Annotated in this window: 21 protein-coding genes and 1 pseudogene; 18 read left to right on the top strand and 4 right to left on the bottom strand. The window is 43.4% G+C overall.

The features are described from left to right. The first annotated feature begins 286 nt into the window (after window positions 1-286). Window positions 287-943 (top strand): 3D domain-containing protein, encoded by a 657-nt coding sequence (locus NSQ50_RS16705; RefSeq protein ID WP_036687628.1) that lies wholly within the window; start codon window positions 287-289, stop codon window positions 941-943. Between the two features lie 104 nt (window positions 944-1,047). Here the strand turns inward: NSQ50_RS16705 and NSQ50_RS16700 are convergent, their stop codons facing one another. Next, a complete protein-coding gene (locus NSQ50_RS16700) occupies window positions 1,048-1,929 on the bottom strand; it encodes a polysaccharide deacetylase family protein (protein WP_036687626.1) in 882 nt (293 codons plus the stop codon). A 187-nt stretch (window positions 1,930-2,116) separates the two neighbouring features. On the opposite strand from NSQ50_RS16700, the gene NSQ50_RS16695 reads away from it, so the two are divergent. From NSQ50_RS16695 to NSQ50_RS16660, 8 genes are all read left to right on the top strand, one after another. Then, window positions 2,117-3,151 carry an NADH:flavin oxidoreductase/NADH oxidase gene (locus tag NSQ50_RS16695; protein ID WP_076223826.1) on the top strand — a complete coding sequence of 345 codons (1,035 nt, stop codon included), beginning with the start codon at window positions 2,117-2,119 and terminating at the stop codon, window positions 3,149-3,151. 87 nt (window positions 3,152-3,238) lie between these two features. Next, window positions 3,239-3,943 carry a dihydroorotate dehydrogenase electron transfer subunit gene (locus NSQ50_RS16690; RefSeq protein ID WP_076144768.1) on the top strand — a complete coding sequence of 235 codons (705 nt, stop codon included), beginning with the start codon at window positions 3,239-3,241 and terminating at the stop codon, window positions 3,941-3,943. Continuing rightward, on the top strand, window positions 3,936-4,868 hold the full coding sequence (locus NSQ50_RS16685; protein ID WP_038571513.1) for a dihydroorotate dehydrogenase: 933 nt from the start codon (window positions 3,936-3,938) through the stop codon (window positions 4,866-4,868). The genes NSQ50_RS16690 and NSQ50_RS16685 overlap by 8 nt, the downstream gene beginning before the upstream one ends. A 24-nt stretch (window positions 4,869-4,892) precedes the next feature. Further along, window positions 4,893-5,231, top strand: coding sequence for a prenylated flavin chaperone LpdD (lpdD, locus tag NSQ50_RS16680; protein ID WP_256717052.1), 339 nt, complete (start codon window positions 4,893-4,895; stop codon window positions 5,229-5,231). A gap of 70 nt (window positions 5,232-5,301) precedes the next feature. After that, window positions 5,302-5,970: a PspA/IM30 family protein gene (locus NSQ50_RS16675; protein WP_036687619.1), complete on the top strand. Its 669-nt coding sequence runs from the start codon at window positions 5,302-5,304 to the stop codon at window positions 5,968-5,970. 123 nt (window positions 5,971-6,093) lie between these two features. Further along, on the top strand, window positions 6,094-6,498 hold the full coding sequence (locus tag NSQ50_RS16670; RefSeq protein ID WP_036687618.1) for a DUF350 domain-containing protein: 405 nt from the start codon (window positions 6,094-6,096) through the stop codon (window positions 6,496-6,498). Window positions 6,499-6,512: 14 nt separating this feature from the next. Further along, window positions 6,513-7,019, top strand: a complete 507-nt coding sequence (locus NSQ50_RS16665; protein WP_076130052.1) for a DUF4178 domain-containing protein — start codon at window positions 6,513-6,515, stop codon at window positions 7,017-7,019. Between the two features lie 168 nt (window positions 7,020-7,187). Continuing rightward, window positions 7,188-8,450: a molybdopterin molybdotransferase MoeA gene (locus tag NSQ50_RS16660; protein WP_076179953.1), complete on the top strand. Its 1,263-nt coding sequence runs from the start codon at window positions 7,188-7,190 to the stop codon at window positions 8,448-8,450. Between the two features lie 703 nt (window positions 8,451-9,153). On the opposite strand, the gene xerS is transcribed toward NSQ50_RS16660, so the two are convergent. Beyond that, complete coding sequence (xerS, locus tag NSQ50_RS16655; RefSeq protein WP_036687613.1) at window positions 9,154-10,236, bottom strand: tyrosine recombinase XerS; 1,083 nt, start codon at window positions 10,234-10,236, stop codon at window positions 9,154-9,156. A gap of 165 nt (window positions 10,237-10,401) precedes the next feature. On the opposite strand from xerS, the gene NSQ50_RS16650 reads away from it, so the two are divergent. The 8 genes from NSQ50_RS16650 to NSQ50_RS16615 all read left to right on the top strand — a co-directional run bounded on the left by NSQ50_RS16650 (window position 10,402) and on the right by NSQ50_RS16615 (window position 16,842). Further along, a complete protein-coding gene (locus NSQ50_RS16650) occupies window positions 10,402-10,911 on the top strand; it encodes a GNAT family N-acetyltransferase (RefSeq protein ID WP_076099061.1) in 510 nt (169 codons plus the stop codon). A gap of 365 nt (window positions 10,912-11,276) precedes the next feature. Continuing rightward, window positions 11,277-11,378 carry a sporulation protein YjcZ gene (locus NSQ50_RS16645; protein WP_197069683.1) on the top strand — a complete coding sequence of 34 codons (102 nt, stop codon included), beginning with the start codon at window positions 11,277-11,279 and terminating at the stop codon, window positions 11,376-11,378. 185 nt (window positions 11,379-11,563) lie between these two features. Then, window positions 11,564-12,187, top strand: coding sequence for a TetR/AcrR family transcriptional regulator (locus tag NSQ50_RS16640; RefSeq protein ID WP_076223824.1), 624 nt, complete (start codon window positions 11,564-11,566; stop codon window positions 12,185-12,187). Between the two features lie 61 nt (window positions 12,188-12,248). After that, complete coding sequence (locus tag NSQ50_RS16635) at window positions 12,249-13,100, top strand: hypothetical protein (RefSeq protein ID WP_081386912.1); 852 nt, start codon at window positions 12,249-12,251, stop codon at window positions 13,098-13,100. Between the two features lie 33 nt (window positions 13,101-13,133). Further along, on the top strand, window positions 13,134-13,613 hold the full coding sequence (locus tag NSQ50_RS16630; protein ID WP_038571502.1) for a flavodoxin domain-containing protein: 480 nt from the start codon (window positions 13,134-13,136) through the stop codon (window positions 13,611-13,613). Between the two features lie 237 nt (window positions 13,614-13,850). Next, window positions 13,851-14,723: an AraC family transcriptional regulator gene (locus NSQ50_RS16625; protein WP_076223820.1), complete on the top strand. Its 873-nt coding sequence runs from the start codon at window positions 13,851-13,853 to the stop codon at window positions 14,721-14,723. 225 nt (window positions 14,724-14,948) lie between these two features. Continuing rightward, a complete protein-coding gene (locus tag NSQ50_RS16620) occupies window positions 14,949-15,923 on the top strand; it encodes a phosphotransferase enzyme family protein (protein ID WP_076099066.1) in 975 nt (324 codons plus the stop codon). Window positions 15,924-16,101: 178 nt separating this feature from the next. Continuing rightward, window positions 16,102-16,842, top strand: coding sequence for a class I SAM-dependent DNA methyltransferase (locus NSQ50_RS16615; RefSeq protein ID WP_081384390.1), 741 nt, complete (start codon window positions 16,102-16,104; stop codon window positions 16,840-16,842). 220 nt (window positions 16,843-17,062) lie between these two features. Here NSQ50_RS16615 and map read toward each other — a convergent pair whose 3' ends face one another. After that, entirely contained in the window at window positions 17,063-17,809 is a 747-nt protein-coding gene (map, locus tag NSQ50_RS16610; protein WP_036687603.1) for a type I methionyl aminopeptidase, read from the bottom strand. 7 nt (window positions 17,810-17,816) lie between these two features. Continuing rightward, on the bottom strand, window positions 17,817-18,401 hold the full coding sequence (locus tag NSQ50_RS16605) for a TetR/AcrR family transcriptional regulator (protein WP_036687602.1): 585 nt from the start codon (window positions 18,399-18,401) through the stop codon (window positions 17,817-17,819). A 152-nt stretch (window positions 18,402-18,553) separates the two neighbouring features. Between NSQ50_RS16605 and NSQ50_RS16600 the strand changes: the two are divergent. After that, window positions 18,554-18,756: pseudogene (locus NSQ50_RS16600) on the top strand (DUF6262 family protein); the annotation flags it as partial. Window positions 18,757-18,818: the final 62 nt, after the last annotated feature.

Below are 18,818 nucleotides of genomic sequence, written 5' to 3'. Positions count from 1 at the left end.
TATTTAATTATTTTATATAATAGGATATGATTGTCGCTAATTAGTTAACATAATAAAAATTATGTTAACTTTTTAATGAATCAAAGACAATAATTAAACATGTTATTTCAGAATGGTAACAATTACATACGCATAGGTTACAAAATTGTGATATATTAAGTCCTGTCAGTTTTACAAAAGACAACAATACATCAGGACATCACACAAGATGTACATAAGTACAGGAAATGTACACGAGCGTATACGGAAGTCATACCGCTTACGCCCATCTAAAGAGGAGGCATTTATGAAGAACAAGTTCAGAACCATTAAAACCCTTGCTGCAGTTATGGGAATTAGTGCATTGCTGCACACCGCTCCTGCTTTTGCAGACAGCGTTCATATTGCAAAGGAAGGCAATACTTTCTATACTCTTTCTCAACAATACAATGTCGGTGTTAATGATCTAATGAAAGCTAATCCAAACGTTGCAGCTCTTAATATTTACGATGGACTTAAAATAACGATCCCTAGTAAAATGCAAGCAGAAGCTGTAGCTACGACAGAAACTCCAGTGCTTACCCCAAGCCTGAATGTTACTCCAGAATCAAAAACAGTTGAAGCATGGGGCAAGTCATTTAACTATGAGAAAACGATACAAGTTAAGGCTTCTGCTTATTCCTCAGCGGCTAGTGAGAATGGAGGCTGGGGTGCGGTTGATTATTTTGGAAACCCACTTAAGCTAGGAACCATTGCGGTTGATCCAAGTGTAATTCCTCTTGGAACAAAAGTGTTGGTTACCGGCCATTCACACTCAGGATTGCCTAAAGAAGCTTTTCTGGCTACTGCAACCGATATGGGAAGTGCCATTAAAGGTAACCGCATCGATATCTTTATTCCAGGCAGCCAAAGCTTTGTAGCGGATTTTGGTTATCAATATGTACAATTATACATTGTTAAATAGCTAGCTAAAAATATAGAGATTTATACAGAGATATGGAATGGTTTTAAATAGGTTAAATAAGAAACGGAGGGAGTCCTTAGCGGCTGCCTCCGTTTCTTATTTATTTATTTATTTTTAGAGACCTGCAGCAATTGAGGCACGGTAACGAAAGAATAGCCGCGTTTACGCATAATCGTGATTACCTCAGGTAAAGCCTGAATCGTTCCACTAAGATCACTACCCGGCCCACCTCCACCATGCTGAAGGATAATTGCTCCTTTTCCTGCATTAGCTAAGATGTTATTTCTAACTTGAGTTTTGGAAAGTCCCTTCCAGTCCAACGAATCCACATTCCAATTTACGAGCTTATAACCATGATTTTTTGCCCATCTCAATTGTTGCTCAGAGATATCTCCATAGGGTGGACGAATCAGGCGAGGTTTATATCCGGCTAAGGTTTGAATAATGTTCTCGGTCTCAATGATCTGTGATCTGAAATCATGCATCTTCAGCTTCACAAACTGAGGATGGTCATAAGAGTGATTTCCAATAGCATGTCCTTCTCTAATCATCCGCTTCACTAGAGCAGGATGTTTCTCAGCTCGGCTTCCTACCACGAAGAAGGTTGCTTTGACATGATATTTTTTAAGAACATCTAGCAATTGGGGTGTAAACCTTGGGTCAGGCACATCGTCAAAAGTTAAGGCGATGACTTTATTCCGAGGACCGCTGGTCTTAAAGGTCTCGGGATATTTGTGTAATAGCTGACTCAGAGACAAGCCCTTAGTGTTCTTATTGTTGCTGCTCGTTGAATTATTTGTAGTAGAAGTTCCCGCAGATATCGCCTTGTCTTCGTCAGTGGTCTGCGTACTTTTAATTTGATCCTGTGAGGACTTCTGATTCTGAGCTGGAGCTGAAGCAACCTCTGCTGAAGAGGTTGGAAATAGCAGGACAATGATTGATCCTAATACTACTAGCAGTTTCTGGACTCTCCGTTGATCATACATCCCCAAATGCCTCCTTTACTACCTGATCATCACCATATTCTTCATTGTTATCTCCATTGAAGGATGAATTTATGCCGTTTCTTCAAGGTCTCTGGTAAAGATTTCTTGCACACACTAATGCGTGTATACTAAATAGAACGGGATATTCCCGGGCCAATTATAGACAGGTGGAAGGATGGGGACAAGGATGTCAGAATTGTTTGCACCTTATGAATTGAAGGGTTTAACGCTGAAAAATCGTATTGTTATGCCACCTATGTGCCAGTATTCGGTGGATAAAGAGGATGGCATCCCCAATGATTGGCATTTTGTTCATTATGTAAGCCGTGCTATTGGAGGTACTGGTCTAACCATTGTCGAGATGACTGGAGTACATCCGGACGGTAGAATAACGAACCGGGATACAGGGCTTTGGAGTGATACGCATATAGAGGCGTATCGTAAGCTCACAGATAGTGTACATGCCTATGGAGCAAAAATAGCCATTCAACTAGGGCATGCCGGACGTAAAGCGGTCGATGCTGAGCCGCCGGTTGCACCTTCTGCAATTCCTTTTGATGCTCGTTCTAAGCAGCCACAGGTGCTTTCTAAGGAAGGCATCCTTGAGATGATAGAAGCCTTTCGTGATGCCGCTCGTAGAGCTGTGGAGGCAGGATTTGATACTGTGGAGATTCATGGTGCGCATGGTTACTTAATTCACCAGTTTCATTCACCTCTGTCCAACCTCAGAGAGGATGAATATGGACAAGATCCTGCACTTTTTGGAGAACAAGTAGTTGCAGCAATCCGAGAAGTAGTGCCAGTAGATATGCCCTTGATCATGAGGGTATCCGCGAAAGAATATGTTGATGGTGGATATGATGCTGCCTATGCCCTGGAGTTTTGCCGCCGATATAAGGATGCTGGAGTGGATATGTTCCATGTGTCTTCAGGTGGTGAAGGGCCCATTGGCTCTAATGGTGGACCTAATGCGGGCCCAGCCTACCAAGCAGATCTGGCAGAATATATTCGCAGTGGATTACAAGTGCCAGTAATTGCGGTAGGACGGCTTGAAGCCTATTCTGAGGCACAGTCCATCATTGCAGAAAAAAGGGCGGAGCTTGTAGCTATTGGCCGTGGGATGTTAAGTGATCCTTATTGGGCTTTACATGCTGAAGAAGCGCTTGGTGGCGTACATGATGTACCTAAACCTTATGAACGTGGGATTTGGAAAAGAGGCTAGACCGTTTTAGATGTGAAGTTTGTCACAGATTTTATGCTCCTTCTAAGGCAATCTTAATAAAGATAAAATTTGAAGGAGCTTGATAACGTGGGGACGGTTCTAAGTAACGAACGGCTGACAGATGGTGTGTATCACCTTAAGGTAGAGACGAATAGTGGCGGAGCAATGGGTCAATTCTACATGTTACGGGCATGGGGAGCTTACCCCATCCTATCCAGACCCTTAAGTATACATGAAGTACACGAGGATAGTGTTGAATTTCTGTATCACGTAGTTGGGGAAGGTACGGAGATATTCTCACGACTGGGTTCAGGTGATTCGGTAGAGCTTGAGGGCCCTTTTGGAAATGGATTTCCACAGGTTGAAGGGAAGGTTGCGCTCATCGGCGGTGGGATCGGAATTGCACCGCTATATTATTGTGCGAAGCAGCTTCCGGGGAGTGATATCTTTTTGGGCTTTAGCCGTGAAGCTTACCGGACAGAAGCGTTTCGCCCACTTGCAAGTGAGCTTGTAGTCGATGTTGGCGGTTTAATTTTGGATAGTGTGGATTTCAGCCAATATGATCATGTCTTTGTCTGCGGCCCACACCCTATGCTTAAAGCTGCTCAACGTAAAGGCATTGCTGCTGAAGAAGCAGGCATTAGAACGAAAGTATACCTTTCTCTAGAGAACCGAATGGCTTGTGGGATTGGAGCCTGTCTGGTCTGCAGTGTATCCTGCCGTGATGGTCAAAAGAAGGCCTGTGCAGACGGACCTGTGTTTCTTTCTGAGGAGGTGATTTTCCATGACTAAGTTGAACACAACAATTGCTGGCGTTCATTTTAAAAATCCAATTATAATGGCCTCTGGAACGTTTGGTTTTGGCCGTGAATATGGCAAGCTGTATGATGTGTCTCTGCTGGGTGGAATCTCTGGCAAGGGGTTAACCCTCAATCCGAAAGCGGGGAATCCCGGCACTCGTGTATATGAGACAGCTTCTGGTATGCTGAATAGTGTGGGACTCGAGAATCCGGGTGTAGCTGCATTTATAGATAAAGAATGCCCTTATTGGGAAACACTCGATACTGCTCGTTTGGTCAACCTGGGTGGAGGCACACTTGAAGATTATGTTCTTGGTGCTGAGATGATTCAGCGGGATGCAGATGCTCGTGCGAGTGCAGGTAAGACAGCAGTGGACATGATTGAATTGAATATTTCTTGTCCAAATGTTAAAGAAGGCGGCATTGCGTTTGGGATCCAAACTTCAGAAGCTCAAAAAGTAGTACAGGCTGTTAGACGCGCAACTAAACTGCCCCTCGCTGTAAAGCTGTCGCCGGGAGCCGAAAATATCGTTGAAATGGCACAAATGTGTCAGGAGGAGGGAGCAGACGCTGTCTCACTCATCAACACGATCTCAGGAATGAAGATTGATGTCCGCCGCAGAAGCAGTGTATTCAATAACTTATACGCTGGATTGTCTGGACCTGCGATTAAGCCTGTCGCTCTTCGTATGGTGCATCAAGTTGCACAAAACGTAACGATTCCCGTGATCGGAATGGGTGGCATCACTTCAGCAACGGATATCATCGAGTTTATTATGGCAGGTGCTGCAGTTATCCAAGTGGGAACTTATAATTTCATGAACTTGCGTGCAGGTAGTCAGCTAGTTGCAGAGCTTGAGCAATTTATGGTTGAAGAAAATATTCAGTCACTAGAGGAAATACGGGGCATTATATAAAGTGAAGTAGTGAGGGGAATACTATTGACTACTAACCAGATTGATCCTGAGGATATTGAGCTGAAGGCGACGGCTGTCGGACGTGATCTCTTGCTCTTAATTAGTGGAGGTGTTCGGCATATTGGTGCCACGAGTACTGCTTATCTGGAGGGGGAGCAGGTTAAAGTACTGACTTCAGCGGTTCCTCATCATAAAGAGCACACGATAAGCGAGCCCATTGCGATCAAAGTAGCTGAAGCGCTGAACAAGACGGTCACAGTAGTGATGGGGATTCATTACGACAATCTCACGAAAGAAGGTATTATGGAAGTCGTGGAAATTGTGAATTTAAAAGTAAATCAATATTTAGCGCAACAAATATGAAACGGTAGTGACAATTCTACGTAAAAGATAGCATGTGAGGAATTAAATTATCTTTTGGAGGAATGAAACCATGTCTATATTTAAAAGATTGCGCGATTTAACCATGTCTAATGTGAACGCGATTATTGACAAAGCAGAAGACCCGATTAAAATGACAGATCAATACATTCGTGATATGACCGAAGATTTAGAAGATGCAGAAAAAGCTGTAGCGGCGCAAATCGCCATTGAGAAGAAATTCAAACAGCTGTATGAAGAACAAGAAGCGCTTGTTAACAAACGTACCCAACAGGCTCATGCAGCAGCTCAAGCGGGTAATGTTGACCTTGCTCGCCGCGCTCTGGAAGAGAAAAATGCTGCTGAAGCTAAACTGGTAGAATACAAAGCCAGCTTTGATCAGAACAAAGCCTCTGCGGATAACCTTCGTGGCAAGCTTGAAGAGATGCGCAAACAGCTTACCCAAATGAAGAACAAACGTGAGACATTGGTTGCGCGTTATAACGCTGCCAAAGCTCAAACCGAGATCAACAAAGCAATGAGCGGATTTAGCTCCGATTCAGCGTCTGCAGGTCTCAAACGTATGGAAGATAAAATGCTGCAAGCAGAAGCTCAGGCTGAAGCCAGCAATGAGATGAGTTCAGGCAATAAATCTCTGGATGATGAATTCGAGAAGCTGAACAAAGATCAAGCGGTTGAAGATGAACTGGCGGCTCTGATGAAACAATACGAGAAGCAATAACATTTGATCTTTAGCCGGTTCACGGCTGGTGTTCACAGGCGAAGGGGAGACAGAAATTCGTTTCTTCTTCGCTTTATCTATGCTTATGAAAGGCATGCAAAATGATTAAGCGGGGGCTATAGAATGGATCTCCATATTCTGGTGTCCATGGTCGTGTGGACGGTGAGCGGCGCTGTGTTGCTGTTTGTACTGATGTATATAGATTCACTTTTTACTCGTTATAACGATATTGAAGAGTTAAAGGCTGGAAATATGGCGGTGACTACACGGTTTGTAATGAAGCTTTTAGCTCAGGCCTTCATTTTATCTTCATCGATAGCGGCTTCCAATAGTTTGTTAGATGCCTTGCTGATTTCGTTGGTATCATTTTTGCTTTTGTTAATTTTAGAAAGAACGGTTCGGCTTCTACTAGCAAATTGGGGGAAGCTGGATCTGGATCATGGTACACAGCTTGGTAAAATCGGATATGGCCTGCTATCAGGTTCACTGCAAATTACGGGTGCTTTAATTATTACTGCCTTTATGTAGGAGGAACGATCAAGTTGAGTATGTGGAAACGTATAGGTAACCTTTTCTCTAAGCCAGCGCCTCAGGAAGTTCAAAAAAGTATGCTTAATTTGTCTCCCGGAGACATTTGTGAAGTATCGCTTGTCACCTATGAAGTTACTGGCCGGACACATAATCGGGGCCGTAATGCTGTAGTTCTGACCCTTAGAGATGGAAGCCAGATAGCTTATCTTCATATAGAAGAGCGGGAACAGCTGCAATATGGATTGTACAGACCTATCGATGGGCGGCTTGATAATCCTGCTGAGGTTCCAGCAACTCTTGAGCTCGATGGCTATACATTTTTCCTGGAGGAAGAATATGAAGGTTTTGTCGCTGTTGCAGGTCAGACGCCATTTATGAATGGTGGAGAGCAGCATGTGTGGCAATATCAATCAGATGATTCACGTCTACTGCGTGTAGAGTGGCAACATGGACGGTTTATGCTTTATGAAGGGGAGAAAATAATCCCTGGGGATGTAAAGGTAATTAGAGCATCCTAGCCTAGTAGAGAAGTAATAGATCACTATACCGGAAAAAATATTGTAGAAAAGGCTGCTGCCCATAAACATGGATGGTGGCCTTTTGTGTTTATAATTTTACTTCAAGAGGTCTCATGTTAAAATAATACCTATTACAGCAAAAATCGACGTTTCAGAGCGGAGGTCTTTATGAAGGATAATAAATTTCAGCGGGAAGCGCTGCAAGTCAAAGAAGCTCAGGCCAAAATAATCAAATATGCCAATCCGCTAGAATCAGAAGACGTATCGCTAGATGAGTGTTGTGGACGTTATTTGGCTGAAAAAGTGATTGCTCCACACCCATTTCCTGCGTTTAATCGATCTAGTATGGATGGATATGCGATTATCGCGGGGGATACCCGTAACTGTGTTAATGGACAAGTTGTATGGTTAGAAATTGTGGATAATATTCCGTGTGGCGCAGTGCCTGCGGTAGATATAACTCCGGGAACAGCCGCAAGAATTATGACTGGTGCACAAGTACCGGTTGGGGCTGATGCTGTGGTGATGCTGGAGGTCACGGAGAGACGTGAAGAGGAAGGAAAGACTTACGTTGGAATTCGAAAAAAACTAGAAGCAAACAGCAATATCACACCTCAAGGTTTCGAATTAAGCCAAGGTGATCTTGTATTGCCAACAGGAAGGTTAATCTCTGCGGGGGATATAGCTGTTCTTGCAGCGTTTGGATTACATACCGTGAAAGTCTATCGTCGTCCCAAGGTAGCCATCTTTGCCACAGGAACAGAGCTGCTGGAAGTGCATGAGCCGCTGGAGCCTGGCAAAATCCGCAATAGTAACTCCCCTATGCTCGAAGCTCTAGTCAAAGAGACAGGGGGTGTTCCAGTAATGTTAGGCGCTATTGTGGATGATCTGGAGCTGGCTAGAAGTAAAGTACAGATGGCGCTGGAAACTTATGATTTTGTGATCACAACGGGTGGCGTTTCTGTGGGGGATTATGATATCATGGGCGACTTGGTTCGTGAACAAAGTGGTAATATGTTGTTCAACAAAGTGACGATGCGTCCAGGAAGCGTAACTACTGCTGCGGTTAGAGGGGGTAAGCTGCTGTTAGCTTTATCCGGGAATCCGGGGGCTTGTTTCGTTGGGTTTCAACTGTTTGCACGGCCTGTGATTTCACTGATGCAAAGTGCTTCTCAGCCTTTTTTACCGGAATGGAACGTTACACTCGGTACAGATTATAAAAGAGTGAATAATTTTACTAGATTTGTGCGAGCTCGCTTAGAAATAAAAGACGGCAGCTTGTTTGCTTATCCGGCACTCATTGATGAATCTTCCGTAACGGTCACGATCAAGGATAGCGACTGTTTGATAGTTGTACCCCCAGAAGAAAAGGGGCTATCTGCCGGAGATAAGGTAACGGTGATCAAGCTGCCAGGAGAGATTCGGGGCTAGATGTGGATGGTACTCTGCCCATCGATGATGAATAAAATTTCACCGCAGGTATTGGAGTAATTAAAGGTATTTGATATCCACGCACGCACAGAAATCGCCATAGAATTGCTAGGTCAACGGTATTATTTCCAATATTTCAACATATGAAAAATTCACAATAGATAAGCAAAAAAACAGCGTTCCTGCTAACCCAATAGTCGCTAACAACCGGTTTTAAAGGGAGGGTTACCCCAGAAATTAGAATAAGAAAACCCACTTGCGTACCGTAAGTGGGTTTTTAGTGCAACAATAATCGGGTTAGGGGTGCCCGCCGAATGTAATTCAAATTTGAAGAAAAGCGAAAGTAAAGTTTCCGGGTAGGCGACACAAATCGCAGTAAATCTCCTATCGGAAGAGTTACTGCTCTATTGTTTTGAGTTATTGGCTGCGCCACTGCCGAGATTAATCCCCCGCGGATGCTTAAGGACCCAGATGATCTTATTTGCATATTTATCACCTTTTAAGCGGGGTTTCGGACCTCAGCGTCGCTATTTCATAGAATGGAGCTCATATTTGCGTATTTCAGGCCAATAGCGACCTTGAGGTCCGTTAGCCACCCAAATGTGAGATAATCCTGCGTTTAAGGTCAGCTGAGTCCGATAACAACTCTGCACTAGCGAAGAGCAACTACTCAACCGAAGTAGGAGCACCCTTTTTGTGATGATTAATTATCGACACGCCGCTCGATCGCCTCAGACATCGTTTTATCCGTTAGATGAGCGTAGATCTCAGTTGTCTCGGTGGATGCGTGCCCGAGCTGTTCCTTCGTTTTATAAATATCATTTTGCAGATAATAATCTGTTGCAAAAGAATGACGCAGCTTATGAACCGTAAGATACGGTTTACCAAAGCGTTTAGCGTACTTAATAATCATTTCTTGAATCGCACGTTTGGTCATACGTTTGCCTTCTTGACGCCCGTTAGGGAGAGAGATAAATAAGGCCTTTTCTCTCTTGGGTGTTTTGTAGCGAGATTGGCGCAGACTAAGATAAAGAGCTAGATCATCTTTAGCTTGCTCTCTAAAATAGACGGGTGTCTTAAACGTTTCGTCATTATTCCCTTTGCGGGTGACATAGAGCAGCTTGTTGTTAATATCCAAATCGTCTACGTTTAGATTGACTACCTCAGATACACGCAGGCCAGAGTTCAGAATCAAGCTGGCAATACAGGCATCACGCTCGTGATTCAATTGAAACGAATAATAAGCCTGTTTGTTGCCTTCCACATCCCGTCCATACCCTTCATAAATGTACCCCACAAACTCCAGTAATTCCTCATCTTCCAAAATCTTACCCTTTAATTTAGCGGCAGTATCCTTTGGCTTATGTGTTCGTTTGACCTCAACCTTAGCCATAATGTTTCGCTTAAGCAATGGATAAAAGTTCTCGTCCTCAGCGATTTGACTTAAATAATGAAATAAGGAGCGTAATGCAGATAGTTTACGGGATACAGTAACACGAGTGTTCGTACCTTCGGCTCGGGTAGTTAGATGCAACCGATATCCGACAATACTGTCCATATGTAGGGTTTCCAATTCTAGAAGCGTGATCTCGGTATTTGAGCCGGCTTGGGATAAGCCCTCTGCCCGCAACCAGCCGAAAAAAGATTCATAATCCCGGATATACTCCAGCAGTGTGGAGGGGGAGAGATCAGGCCGTTTATAGTCAATAAACTGCTGAACGAACCAGGGCATGAGGGGTAGCTTTTGATCAAGTTTTTTACGGTCATCGTTCTTTTGAACGCTCATGTGATTCACCTTTTTCCATAGATTGCATAAAATCTCTTCCTTCTATCTTAACATGTTTTGTCCCAGATTGGACTTCGAATGAAGGGAAAACTAGGGCCGAGCCTTGCTCCTGATGCCGGTAAGCTTTATGATGTGAAGTAAACATAAATGTCAGAGGTGCACATAATGAAACTTGAAATTGAGCTGGTTCCCAAAGAACGTAAGCATACTATAAGCAGATTAATGCAGTTCTACCTATATGATTTCACCCGTTATTTAGAATTTGATGTCAATCAAGACGGGGTATTTCCAGCCTATCCGGGTCTAGAAGCTTATTGGAGTAGCGGAAATAATAAATCAGCGTATTTGTTTAAGGTGGACGGGCATATTGCTGGTTTTGCTTTGGTGGACAGGTTATTGCGTAATCCTGAAGGCCAGTTTTATATGACTGAGTTTTTTGTGATGCAAAAATACCGCCGAAGTGGTGTAGGTACATGGGCTGCGCATAAGCTATTTGATATGTACTCTGGTGAATGGAAGGTTTCACAAGTCCGTGCGAATACGCCCGCTCGTGATTTCTGGCATAAAGTGATCGGGGACTATACCCATGGAGAGTTTCAAGAGCGCTTTAATCCACAACAAGGCAACCCCAGCCAATACTTCAACACATTAACTATTAATCGAATTAAGAAATGAAAATCCGTGTGTTTTCGGGTTTTTCTTAAATAAGGAGTTTACTATTAACAGCAAATGGAATGGAAAAGTGGTGCTAAGCGAGTGAGAGCTAGACAGTGGAGGATGACCAAGAGAGCGTCAAGAAGGACGGCCAGGAAACTGTATTTTTTATAAAACTGGCTAGCTATTAAGAACATATACGAATTGTAAAGTAATGAGCATCTAATGCTCTCTACTTTAGTTAACATAACATTATTTATGTAAACCAATTAAACCATTCACCATAAAAAGGGTCGTTGGTTTATTTTTTGTGTTCAAAATACCCAGTCAGTGAGGGCAATATTGCATATCTTATGATGTACTCAATTACAAAGGAGGAGTCAACAATGGGCGAATTTGCAGGAGGATACGGTGGTTTCACTTCCACAGGAGCTATTCTGGTTCTGTTTATCCTGTTGGTTATCATTACTAAAACCCTCTGTCTGTAATCCTTTAACTTCACAAATTAAAGGTTCCGTCAGTCTAAATGACTGGCGGATTTTTTATGTCCAGATATGTAGATTGGAGGAGGGGGATACATGTGACTAAGGATATTGACATAATACTAATCCAAAACATATATTAAACAGTGTTCAAAGATTAAACGGTGTTCAACACATGAGGAGACAAATTTATGACTAAAGAACAACGAAAAGTACGTGAACGTGAAGAAATGAGAAATCTAATCCTGCAAAATGCAGCTTTATTGATTGCCGAAGAGGGAATAGAGAAGCTCTCTATCCGAAAAATCGCTGAGAAAATCGAATATTCACCGGGAATTATTTATCATTATTTTAAAGGCAAAGAAGAGATTATCGAGAGCTATTTGCAACAAAAATATACGGATATGCTTACTGAGCTTCAGTCTGTGCAACTAGAGGTACAGCAGGAATTACCTCCAGATATACTTTTAAAACAATCATTGGAGAAGTTCATCAGGATGTCTCTTTCTACGGGTGTAGAATACCGTAATGTTATGCTAAACGATACACCGGCTGTTCTTAGTTACACAGCTGTTCTATTTAGAGGAGCTGCACAGGAACGTAAAGCGATTGGGATGCTCTGCCAGGGCCTGCTCAGATTTGAAGCACAAAAAAACCGTGCGGAAGCTTTCGTAGAACTCATTGCTCAGGTGATATGGAGTGCAGCGTTCGGTTTAATTATGCGTTTGCTTGTCGAAAAGGATCTGCCTGATGATCAGGTCGAAGCTCTGCTTTCATGTCATTTGGATTCAATGGTTGCTATTGCCTCCAGGTAAAATCTAAATATTTTCATGAAGGGAGGGGGAGGTTGTTATAAAACATATAAGGAAAGTCGTAGTGCTGTCGGTGTTGATTTCGGTTATTGCAATGTTTGCAACAGCGGTTGGGTTGTTTTCAGATGGGATAAGTGATGGAACAAAATATACTTTTACGTCAATATGGGGCGAGGATGTAAAGCTTCAGGGGTCAGGAGTGTACAGCCATGATTCTGTCTCTGCGGCGGCACAAGCTAAAGCACAGGATGGAGTTACATTATTTCTTGCCATACCTTTACTGCTCAGTTCGCTCATCATGACAATTAAAGGCTCGATAAAGGGGAGGATGCTCCTTACGGGTACTCTGGGGTACTTTTTATATACTTACGCATCCTACAGCTTTCTGACGATGTACAATTCATTGTTTTTAGTTTATGTGCTGTTGTTTTCTTTAAGTTTTTTCGCATTCATCCTAGCCTTATTTTCCTTCGATAAAGAATCCATACATACTTACTTTAAAAACAGTTTACCTTCTAAAGGAATCGGCTTTTCACTAATGGTTATTGCTTTTATGATTTTATTTCTCTGGCTAGGGAAAATACTGAATTCACTACTGGGGGGAATACCGCCACAAGGGCTAGAGCACTATAGTACGTTGGTAATTCAAGTTTTGGATCTTGCGATCTTGGTCCCATTAGCAATTGTAACGGGGATTATGGTCATTCGTAGACAACCTTTTGGGTACCTACTGGCAACTGTCGTTGTTTTCAAAGGAGTTACCTTACTGCTAGCAATTACGGCAATGCTGGCGGCAATGATCTATAGCGGTGTGGTTGTGTCTATAGCCGAGTGTGTAATTTTTCCGACGATGGCTTTAGCTATTGCTGCTTGTATGGTTATTTTGTTAAAGCATGTACGTGAACCCTTAAGATAATAAGTGACCAGCGAGCGGAAGGGAGCGATTAGAATGAAGACAATAATTATGTTTACCTCGAAATATGGGTGTGCGGAGAAAGCGGCTTATTTATTAAAATCTCAACTGGGCGAAGAAACCGAAGTAGTTAATTTGATGCATGCTAAAGAGCCGACACTGGAACGATATGATACGGTCATCTTGGGAGGATCTATTTATTATGGGAAAATCCAAAAACAAATGACTGATTTTACAGCAAAATATCAACATGAACTAGGGAAAAAACGAGTAGGATTGTTTATTTGTGCAGGAGCAAAAGGTGAGGAGGCCTCACAAGAATTGAAATCTGCGTTTCCAGAAGTGTTATATAACCAATCGGTGACGAAAGAAGTTTTTGGAGATGAGATCTATGAAGAGAAGCTAACTTTGCTAGATCGGTTTGTATTGCGGATGGTAAAAGGAAAAAATAAGAACGTAAATGGGTTGTCAAAAGAGACGATAGAGCGTTTTGCGCTTGCTATGAAAAGGCAGTGAAAGTAGTGGACAAACGAACTGCTGAACGTACTTCAGGTTATAGTTAACATAATTATGATTATGTTAACTATAATCTTGACATTCAAAAAAAGTAGTCCTTCTTGTGAGAAGAATTTTACTTCCTCATATCGAGTCTCTGTTCATCGAAACATGAAAACCCTACAGAATCGTGCAGAAAAAGTCGGGAAGGTAAAAACCTTCTCTGATAACCTATAATTAACGAGGGGAGGCAACGTCATGGATACGCTGGTACAACTGAACAAAGCAATAAACTATATTGAGGAGAACCTAACAAATCAAATTGATTATCAGGAGGTTGTGAAAATAGCCTGCTGTTCGGAATATCATTTTACTCGCATGTTCTCATTCCTAGCAGGCATTACTCTGTCGGAATACATCCGGCGTCGACGTCTAACCTTGGCAGCACTCGAGCTTTCACAAAGTAATATCAAAATTATCGATACCGCTCTGAAATATGGTTATAATTCGCCTGATTCCTTTTCTAGGGCTTTCCATAGCATGCATGGGGTAAATCCTTCGGAAGCTCGGGTCCATGGACAATCCCTTAAGGCGTTCCCTCGGATGTCGTTTCAGCTGACTATCAAAGGAGGAAATGAAATGAATTACCGTATTGAAATCAAAGAATCTTTTCACATCGTGGGCATAAAAAAACGGGTACCAATCATTTTCCAAGGGGTCAATCCGGAGATTGCGTCGATGTATGAAGGGTTGACGCCGGAAATGATTGATGAGATGAAGAGATTTTCCGATGTTGAGCCCTCAGGGTTTATAAGCGCCTCTGCAAATTTCTCTGAGGGGCGTATGGAGGAAAAAGGAGAGTTCGATCATTATATTGGCGTTGCCACTACGAAAGACGCATGGAATGGCTTGGATCAGCTGGAAGTGGCGGCCTCCATGTGGGCTGTATTCACAGTCGTCGGCTCTTTTCCGAGTGCGCTACAAGAGATCTGGGGGCGAATATATTCGGAATGGGCTCCGTCATCGGGATATGAGCTAATTAAAGGGCCTGAAATTCTTTGGAATGAGCACAAAGATATCACATCGCCAAATTTTAAAAGCGAAATATGGGTGCCTATCACTAAGAAATAAAAGAGTTTGGTTGGATTAATGAGACTGAGAGCTGAATATCCTTTCACTACGAAGCTGCCGCGAAAAACATTCCGGCAGCTTCGTCAAGCTATAGGCAGGATATTTCGAAAATGTTGTAGAAGTACAATTGGTGAGTCGAATGATTTTTGGAATGTAGTAGATTTCAATTTTTATGATTCAGACGAAGATTGAATCAATGAATCCTTCTATTTTAAAGGAGTCCTTATGACGAACGAGAAGCTTTTGGACTTACTAGGCAGTTACGATATCCAACAGCCTGAGATTATTTTCTTAAGGCATAACGAGAACAGAACCTATCGTGTTAATGACAGAACGGGAAAATCATATTTACTCCGCATTCATGACCCTTTTATAGATGACATGAAAGGTCTGCAACATACATACGGCGGCATTCTTGGAGAATTGCAAATGCTTGAGAAGCTGGGAAGCTGGAGCAGCAACGAAATACAGACTCCCGTAAGAAACAATGAGGGTGAACTTATTACGATCATTGAATACGAAGGTGAACTGCTAAACTGCTCCGTCCTCACCTGGCTGGATGGAAGAGACATGAATATGAATGATGTTAACAATCTTGAACTGGTAAAAGAACTGGGATCGCAAATAGCAGAACTGCATACTTTTTTTCGGCAGTACGAACATACAGGTATGGAGATTCGACCGAGTCAAGGTAAAGCTTATAATGAACGGATGATCCGTGTGATTCATTCGGGTGTGAAAAAGAATTTATTTACGCCTTCTGATGCTAATGTCATTGAACAAACGCTGCAATTGATCAACTCCCGGTTAGATGACCGTGGCGGGGAGGCTGGCCCTGACCTTATTCATGGGGATTTGTGTATGGGTAATATCATCATCACAACCGAAGGAGAGGTGCGCTTCATCGATTTTGGCTTTTTCGGTAACGGTTATGCCTTACTTGATGTAGCCATGGGAGCTATGATGCTGCCATCCGATCGAAGAGATACTTTCCTAAAGGGTTACTACAGAGAGTACGAAAATACAGCGAATGATCTACTTCAGTTGGAAGGTTTAATGTTGGTCGCTATTATTGGATATTACGTCTTCCAGATGGAGAATGTACATGTTCATGCCTGGATGCGTGAAAGAATGCCCAAATTATGCGCTGAGTATTGTCGCCCCTTCCTCAATGGTGAAAGTATATTTTATAAAATATGAAATGGAATGTTCATGGTTGAACTAACGAGGAGTGGTAGGTTTGATAAAAATTGATTATATCCGTTTATCACCAAACGTGTTATCAAAAAAATAGTAAAATAATACTGTTAAGCGCGATGGCTGTCGATGAGCATTTATTTCGATTATATTATAACAAGGAATGAAAGGGGGAATGGTGTTGATTGAACATAGCAATCTTGAAGAATTTCAAGATCCGGTAAATTACGATCTTGAATTTGACGGTGAAATGGACAAATATCAGTTCTATCTTGAGCTTGCTAGATCGAGTCCTGGGGAAGTGTTAGAACTTGCTTGTGGTACAGGCTTAACAACGATCCCCCTCTCGAAAGCCGGTATAACAATGACCGGTGTAGATATCTCTTCAGCAATGATTGCATATGCGCGGTTGAAGGCGAAAGGGCTGACTGTTACTTTTATGGAAGGTGATGCCCGTACCTTCGAATCGGACAAGCGATTTTCGATGATTTATTTGACTGGTAATGCATTTCAGGCATTTTTAAGTGATCAAGATCAAAGCGATTTGCTCACGACCGTTCACAAACATTTACAACCTCATGGAATCTTTGCATTTGAGACCCGTAATCCGGAGGGAACGGATTTATCCGATCAAGAGGAGACAGAATGGGGATCATTTATTGATAAGGATGGAAATAACGTCAAGGTATCAGGCACACAATGTTACGATGCTGGCCAGCATATCATGCATTGGGTCACGATGCGTGATTGGGGGTATAAGCGAACGACTTCCCGGATTGCTTGTCGGTTCACGGATCCGAATACGCTGCATTCTTTATTAACCCGTTACGGCTTTCGCGTCGAACATCAATATGCTGACTGGAATAAAACGCCGTTTTCTCCGTCATCTTCATCTATCATTAGCGTTTGTAGGAAATGTTAGGAGAAACGTAATGCATTGCAACAAAATCCCCCTCAGATTGAGGGGGATTTTGTTGTTCCTAAGTTTAGCATACTTTTCGCATTAAGAATTCAATCGGTCCGCGGGACATTCTTTTTCTCCACCTATGTGAGAAGATCACACATGTATCGGATGAAGAAAGAAGTTCTGCTCAATAAATAAAAAAGAAGTCGACCCTCTCGTTGGTCGGCTTCTAATTGTTCTATTGCGCGGTCAGGATTTGTGGACCTTCAGCGGTGATGGCGATCGTATGCTCGTATTGGGCGGCGAGTTTGCGGTCCAGCGTCCGGGCGGTCCAGCCGTCCTGATCAATTGTCATGTTGTAGGTGCCTTCAGTGATCATGGGCTCGATCGTGAATACCATGCCTTCCTTGATGCGGGGGCCTTTGCCGGGCTTGCCGACATGCATATAGGTAGGCTCCTCATGCAGGTCACGACCGATGCCATGAGCGAGAAGGTCGCGCACGACGCCAAAGTTGTTCGATTCGGCATGCTGCTGGATTGCGCTCGTCACGTCTCCGAGCCGATTGCCGGGCTGTGCCTGCGCGATGCCGAGGTCAAGGCACTCCTTCGTGACGCGCATCAGCTTCTCAGCCGCCGGTGAGATCTTCCCGACCGCATAGCTCCAGGCTGAATCGCCGAGCCAGCCGTCGAGCTCCGCTACCGTGTCGATCGTCACGATATCGCCTTCCTCAAGTGGCTTATTTGTAGGGAAGCCATGTGCAATTACGTCATTGACGGAGGCACAGGTCGCATATTGATAACCATTGTAGCCCTTCGTATATGGTTTGGCGCCGTGCTTCAAAATAATATCCTCGAATATGCGCTCAATCTCGTTCGTTGTGATGCCCGGTTTGATGAGCGGGGCAATTGTGCGATGGCATTCGGCCACAACCTGGCATGCCTTGCGGATGGCTTCGATTTCATACTTGCTTTTTAAGATGACCATGTTTGTTTCAGGACTCCTTTGTAATGGCTTGTATCGCGAGCTGGGCGATTCGATCGATGTCCAGCTCGGAATTGCTCGCATAGTAGTGCAGCCCGCAGCAGCCGACCAACACGGCAAGCATAAGGTTGATGCTGTCGTCTTCACGCTGCATAGTCGATTGGAGTGGAACATACAGCCTTTCCATGAATCGTCTCTTGGCAGGGTGCCGATCTTTCTCTGGCAAGCCTGTAAAATGTTCCGCTGCCATTTTGTAGACGAGATATGCGCGGGCATCTGACTGCCACAACTGGAGTAGCGTCTTGCAATACGTTAACAACTGCCTGTCGTCAGGGTTGTCCCGGCTGATGTTCGCCCATTGAGTCAGGGTTTGCTCACATCGCTCGAAGCCGCTGCTCAGCACATCTTCTATTAGTAAATGCCGGTTGGGGTAATAATGGTATACCGTGCCATAACCGAGACCAGCCTCGCGGGCGACGTCGCGAATATCAAAGCTTCCGCCCGTACGGAAGTAGGTATGCGCGGCGAAGTCCAGGATCTGTTCTCTGCGCTGCATGCGTATGAGCTCATTTTGTTCTTTGGTACGGGGGCACATGGGCGCGTTAACCTCCTTTTTTAATATAGACCTGCAAATTTGTCAATATAAAGAGTGTAACGCATGAGGGGGAGAAATGCAATTATCTGTTGGCGTTCGATGAAAACAAGTATTAGACTGAATAATAAAGTGCTTACCGGGTAGACAATCCTGAGATACGTGTTCGCGTTGAATCGCTTCGTCAGCAGCAAGTTCAAGTGCCGACACCGAAACAAATTAAGCGGGAGATGGATGAAAACAACAAGGACGCCATCATTGCGTTGTTAAAACGAAAGATGAAGAACTCGAAGAAGAAAATAAAAAGTTGCGAGAACAACTTAAGTTTTCCTATGCGGAGGTCTATCAAAGGATTTGAGGGAATGACTGTTAGCATATTTAGCTTACGGGCAGCTTAGTTTAAGATCATACTCGGTGAAC

This window comes from Paenibacillus sp. FSL R10-2788 (assembly GCF_038003885.1).
Taxonomy (GTDB): domain Bacteria; phylum Bacillota; class Bacilli; order Paenibacillales; family Paenibacillaceae; genus Paenibacillus_AQ; species Paenibacillus_AQ odorifer.
The sequence above is the reverse complement of the archived record's forward strand: the minus strand, read 5'-3'. Positions and strand labels throughout refer to the sequence as shown.

Coding starts and splice junctions, on each gene's coding strand:
- NSQ50_RS16705 (WP_036687628.1), top strand. CDS start 287: ATGAAGAACAAGTTCAGAACCATTAAAACCCTTGCTGCAGTTATGGGA.
- NSQ50_RS16700 (WP_036687626.1), bottom strand. CDS start 1,929: ATGTATGATCAACGGAGAGTCCAGAAACTGCTAGTAGTATTAGGATCA.
- NSQ50_RS16695 (WP_076223826.1), top strand. CDS start 2,117: ATGTCAGAATTGTTTGCACCTTATGAATTGAAGGGTTTAACGCTGAAA.
- NSQ50_RS16685 (WP_038571513.1), top strand. CDS start 3,936: ATGACTAAGTTGAACACAACAATTGCTGGCGTTCATTTTAAAAATCCA.
- NSQ50_RS16675 (WP_036687619.1), top strand. CDS start 5,302: ATGTCTATATTTAAAAGATTGCGCGATTTAACCATGTCTAATGTGAAC.
- NSQ50_RS16670 (WP_036687618.1), top strand. CDS start 6,094: ATGGATCTCCATATTCTGGTGTCCATGGTCGTGTGGACGGTGAGCGGC.
- NSQ50_RS16660 (WP_076179953.1), top strand. CDS start 7,188: ATGAAGGATAATAAATTTCAGCGGGAAGCGCTGCAAGTCAAAGAAGCT.
- xerS (WP_036687613.1), bottom strand. CDS start 10,236: ATGAGCGTTCAAAAGAACGATGACCGTAAAAAACTTGATCAAAAGCTA.
- NSQ50_RS16650 (WP_076099061.1), top strand. CDS start 10,402: ATGAAACTTGAAATTGAGCTGGTTCCCAAAGAACGTAAGCATACTATA.
- NSQ50_RS16645 (WP_197069683.1), top strand. CDS start 11,277: ATGGGCGAATTTGCAGGAGGATACGGTGGTTTCACTTCCACAGGAGCT.
- NSQ50_RS16640 (WP_076223824.1), top strand. CDS start 11,564: ATGACTAAAGAACAACGAAAAGTACGTGAACGTGAAGAAATGAGAAAT.
- NSQ50_RS16630 (WP_038571502.1), top strand. CDS start 13,134: ATGAAGACAATAATTATGTTTACCTCGAAATATGGGTGTGCGGAGAAA.
- NSQ50_RS16625 (WP_076223820.1), top strand. CDS start 13,851: ATGGATACGCTGGTACAACTGAACAAAGCAATAAACTATATTGAGGAG.
- NSQ50_RS16620 (WP_076099066.1), top strand. CDS start 14,949: ATGACGAACGAGAAGCTTTTGGACTTACTAGGCAGTTACGATATCCAA.
- map (WP_036687603.1), bottom strand. CDS start 17,809: ATGGTCATCTTAAAAAGCAAGTATGAAATCGAAGCCATCCGCAAGGCA.
- NSQ50_RS16605 (WP_036687602.1), bottom strand. CDS start 18,401: ATGTGCCCCCGTACCAAAGAACAAAATGAGCTCATACGCATGCAGCGC.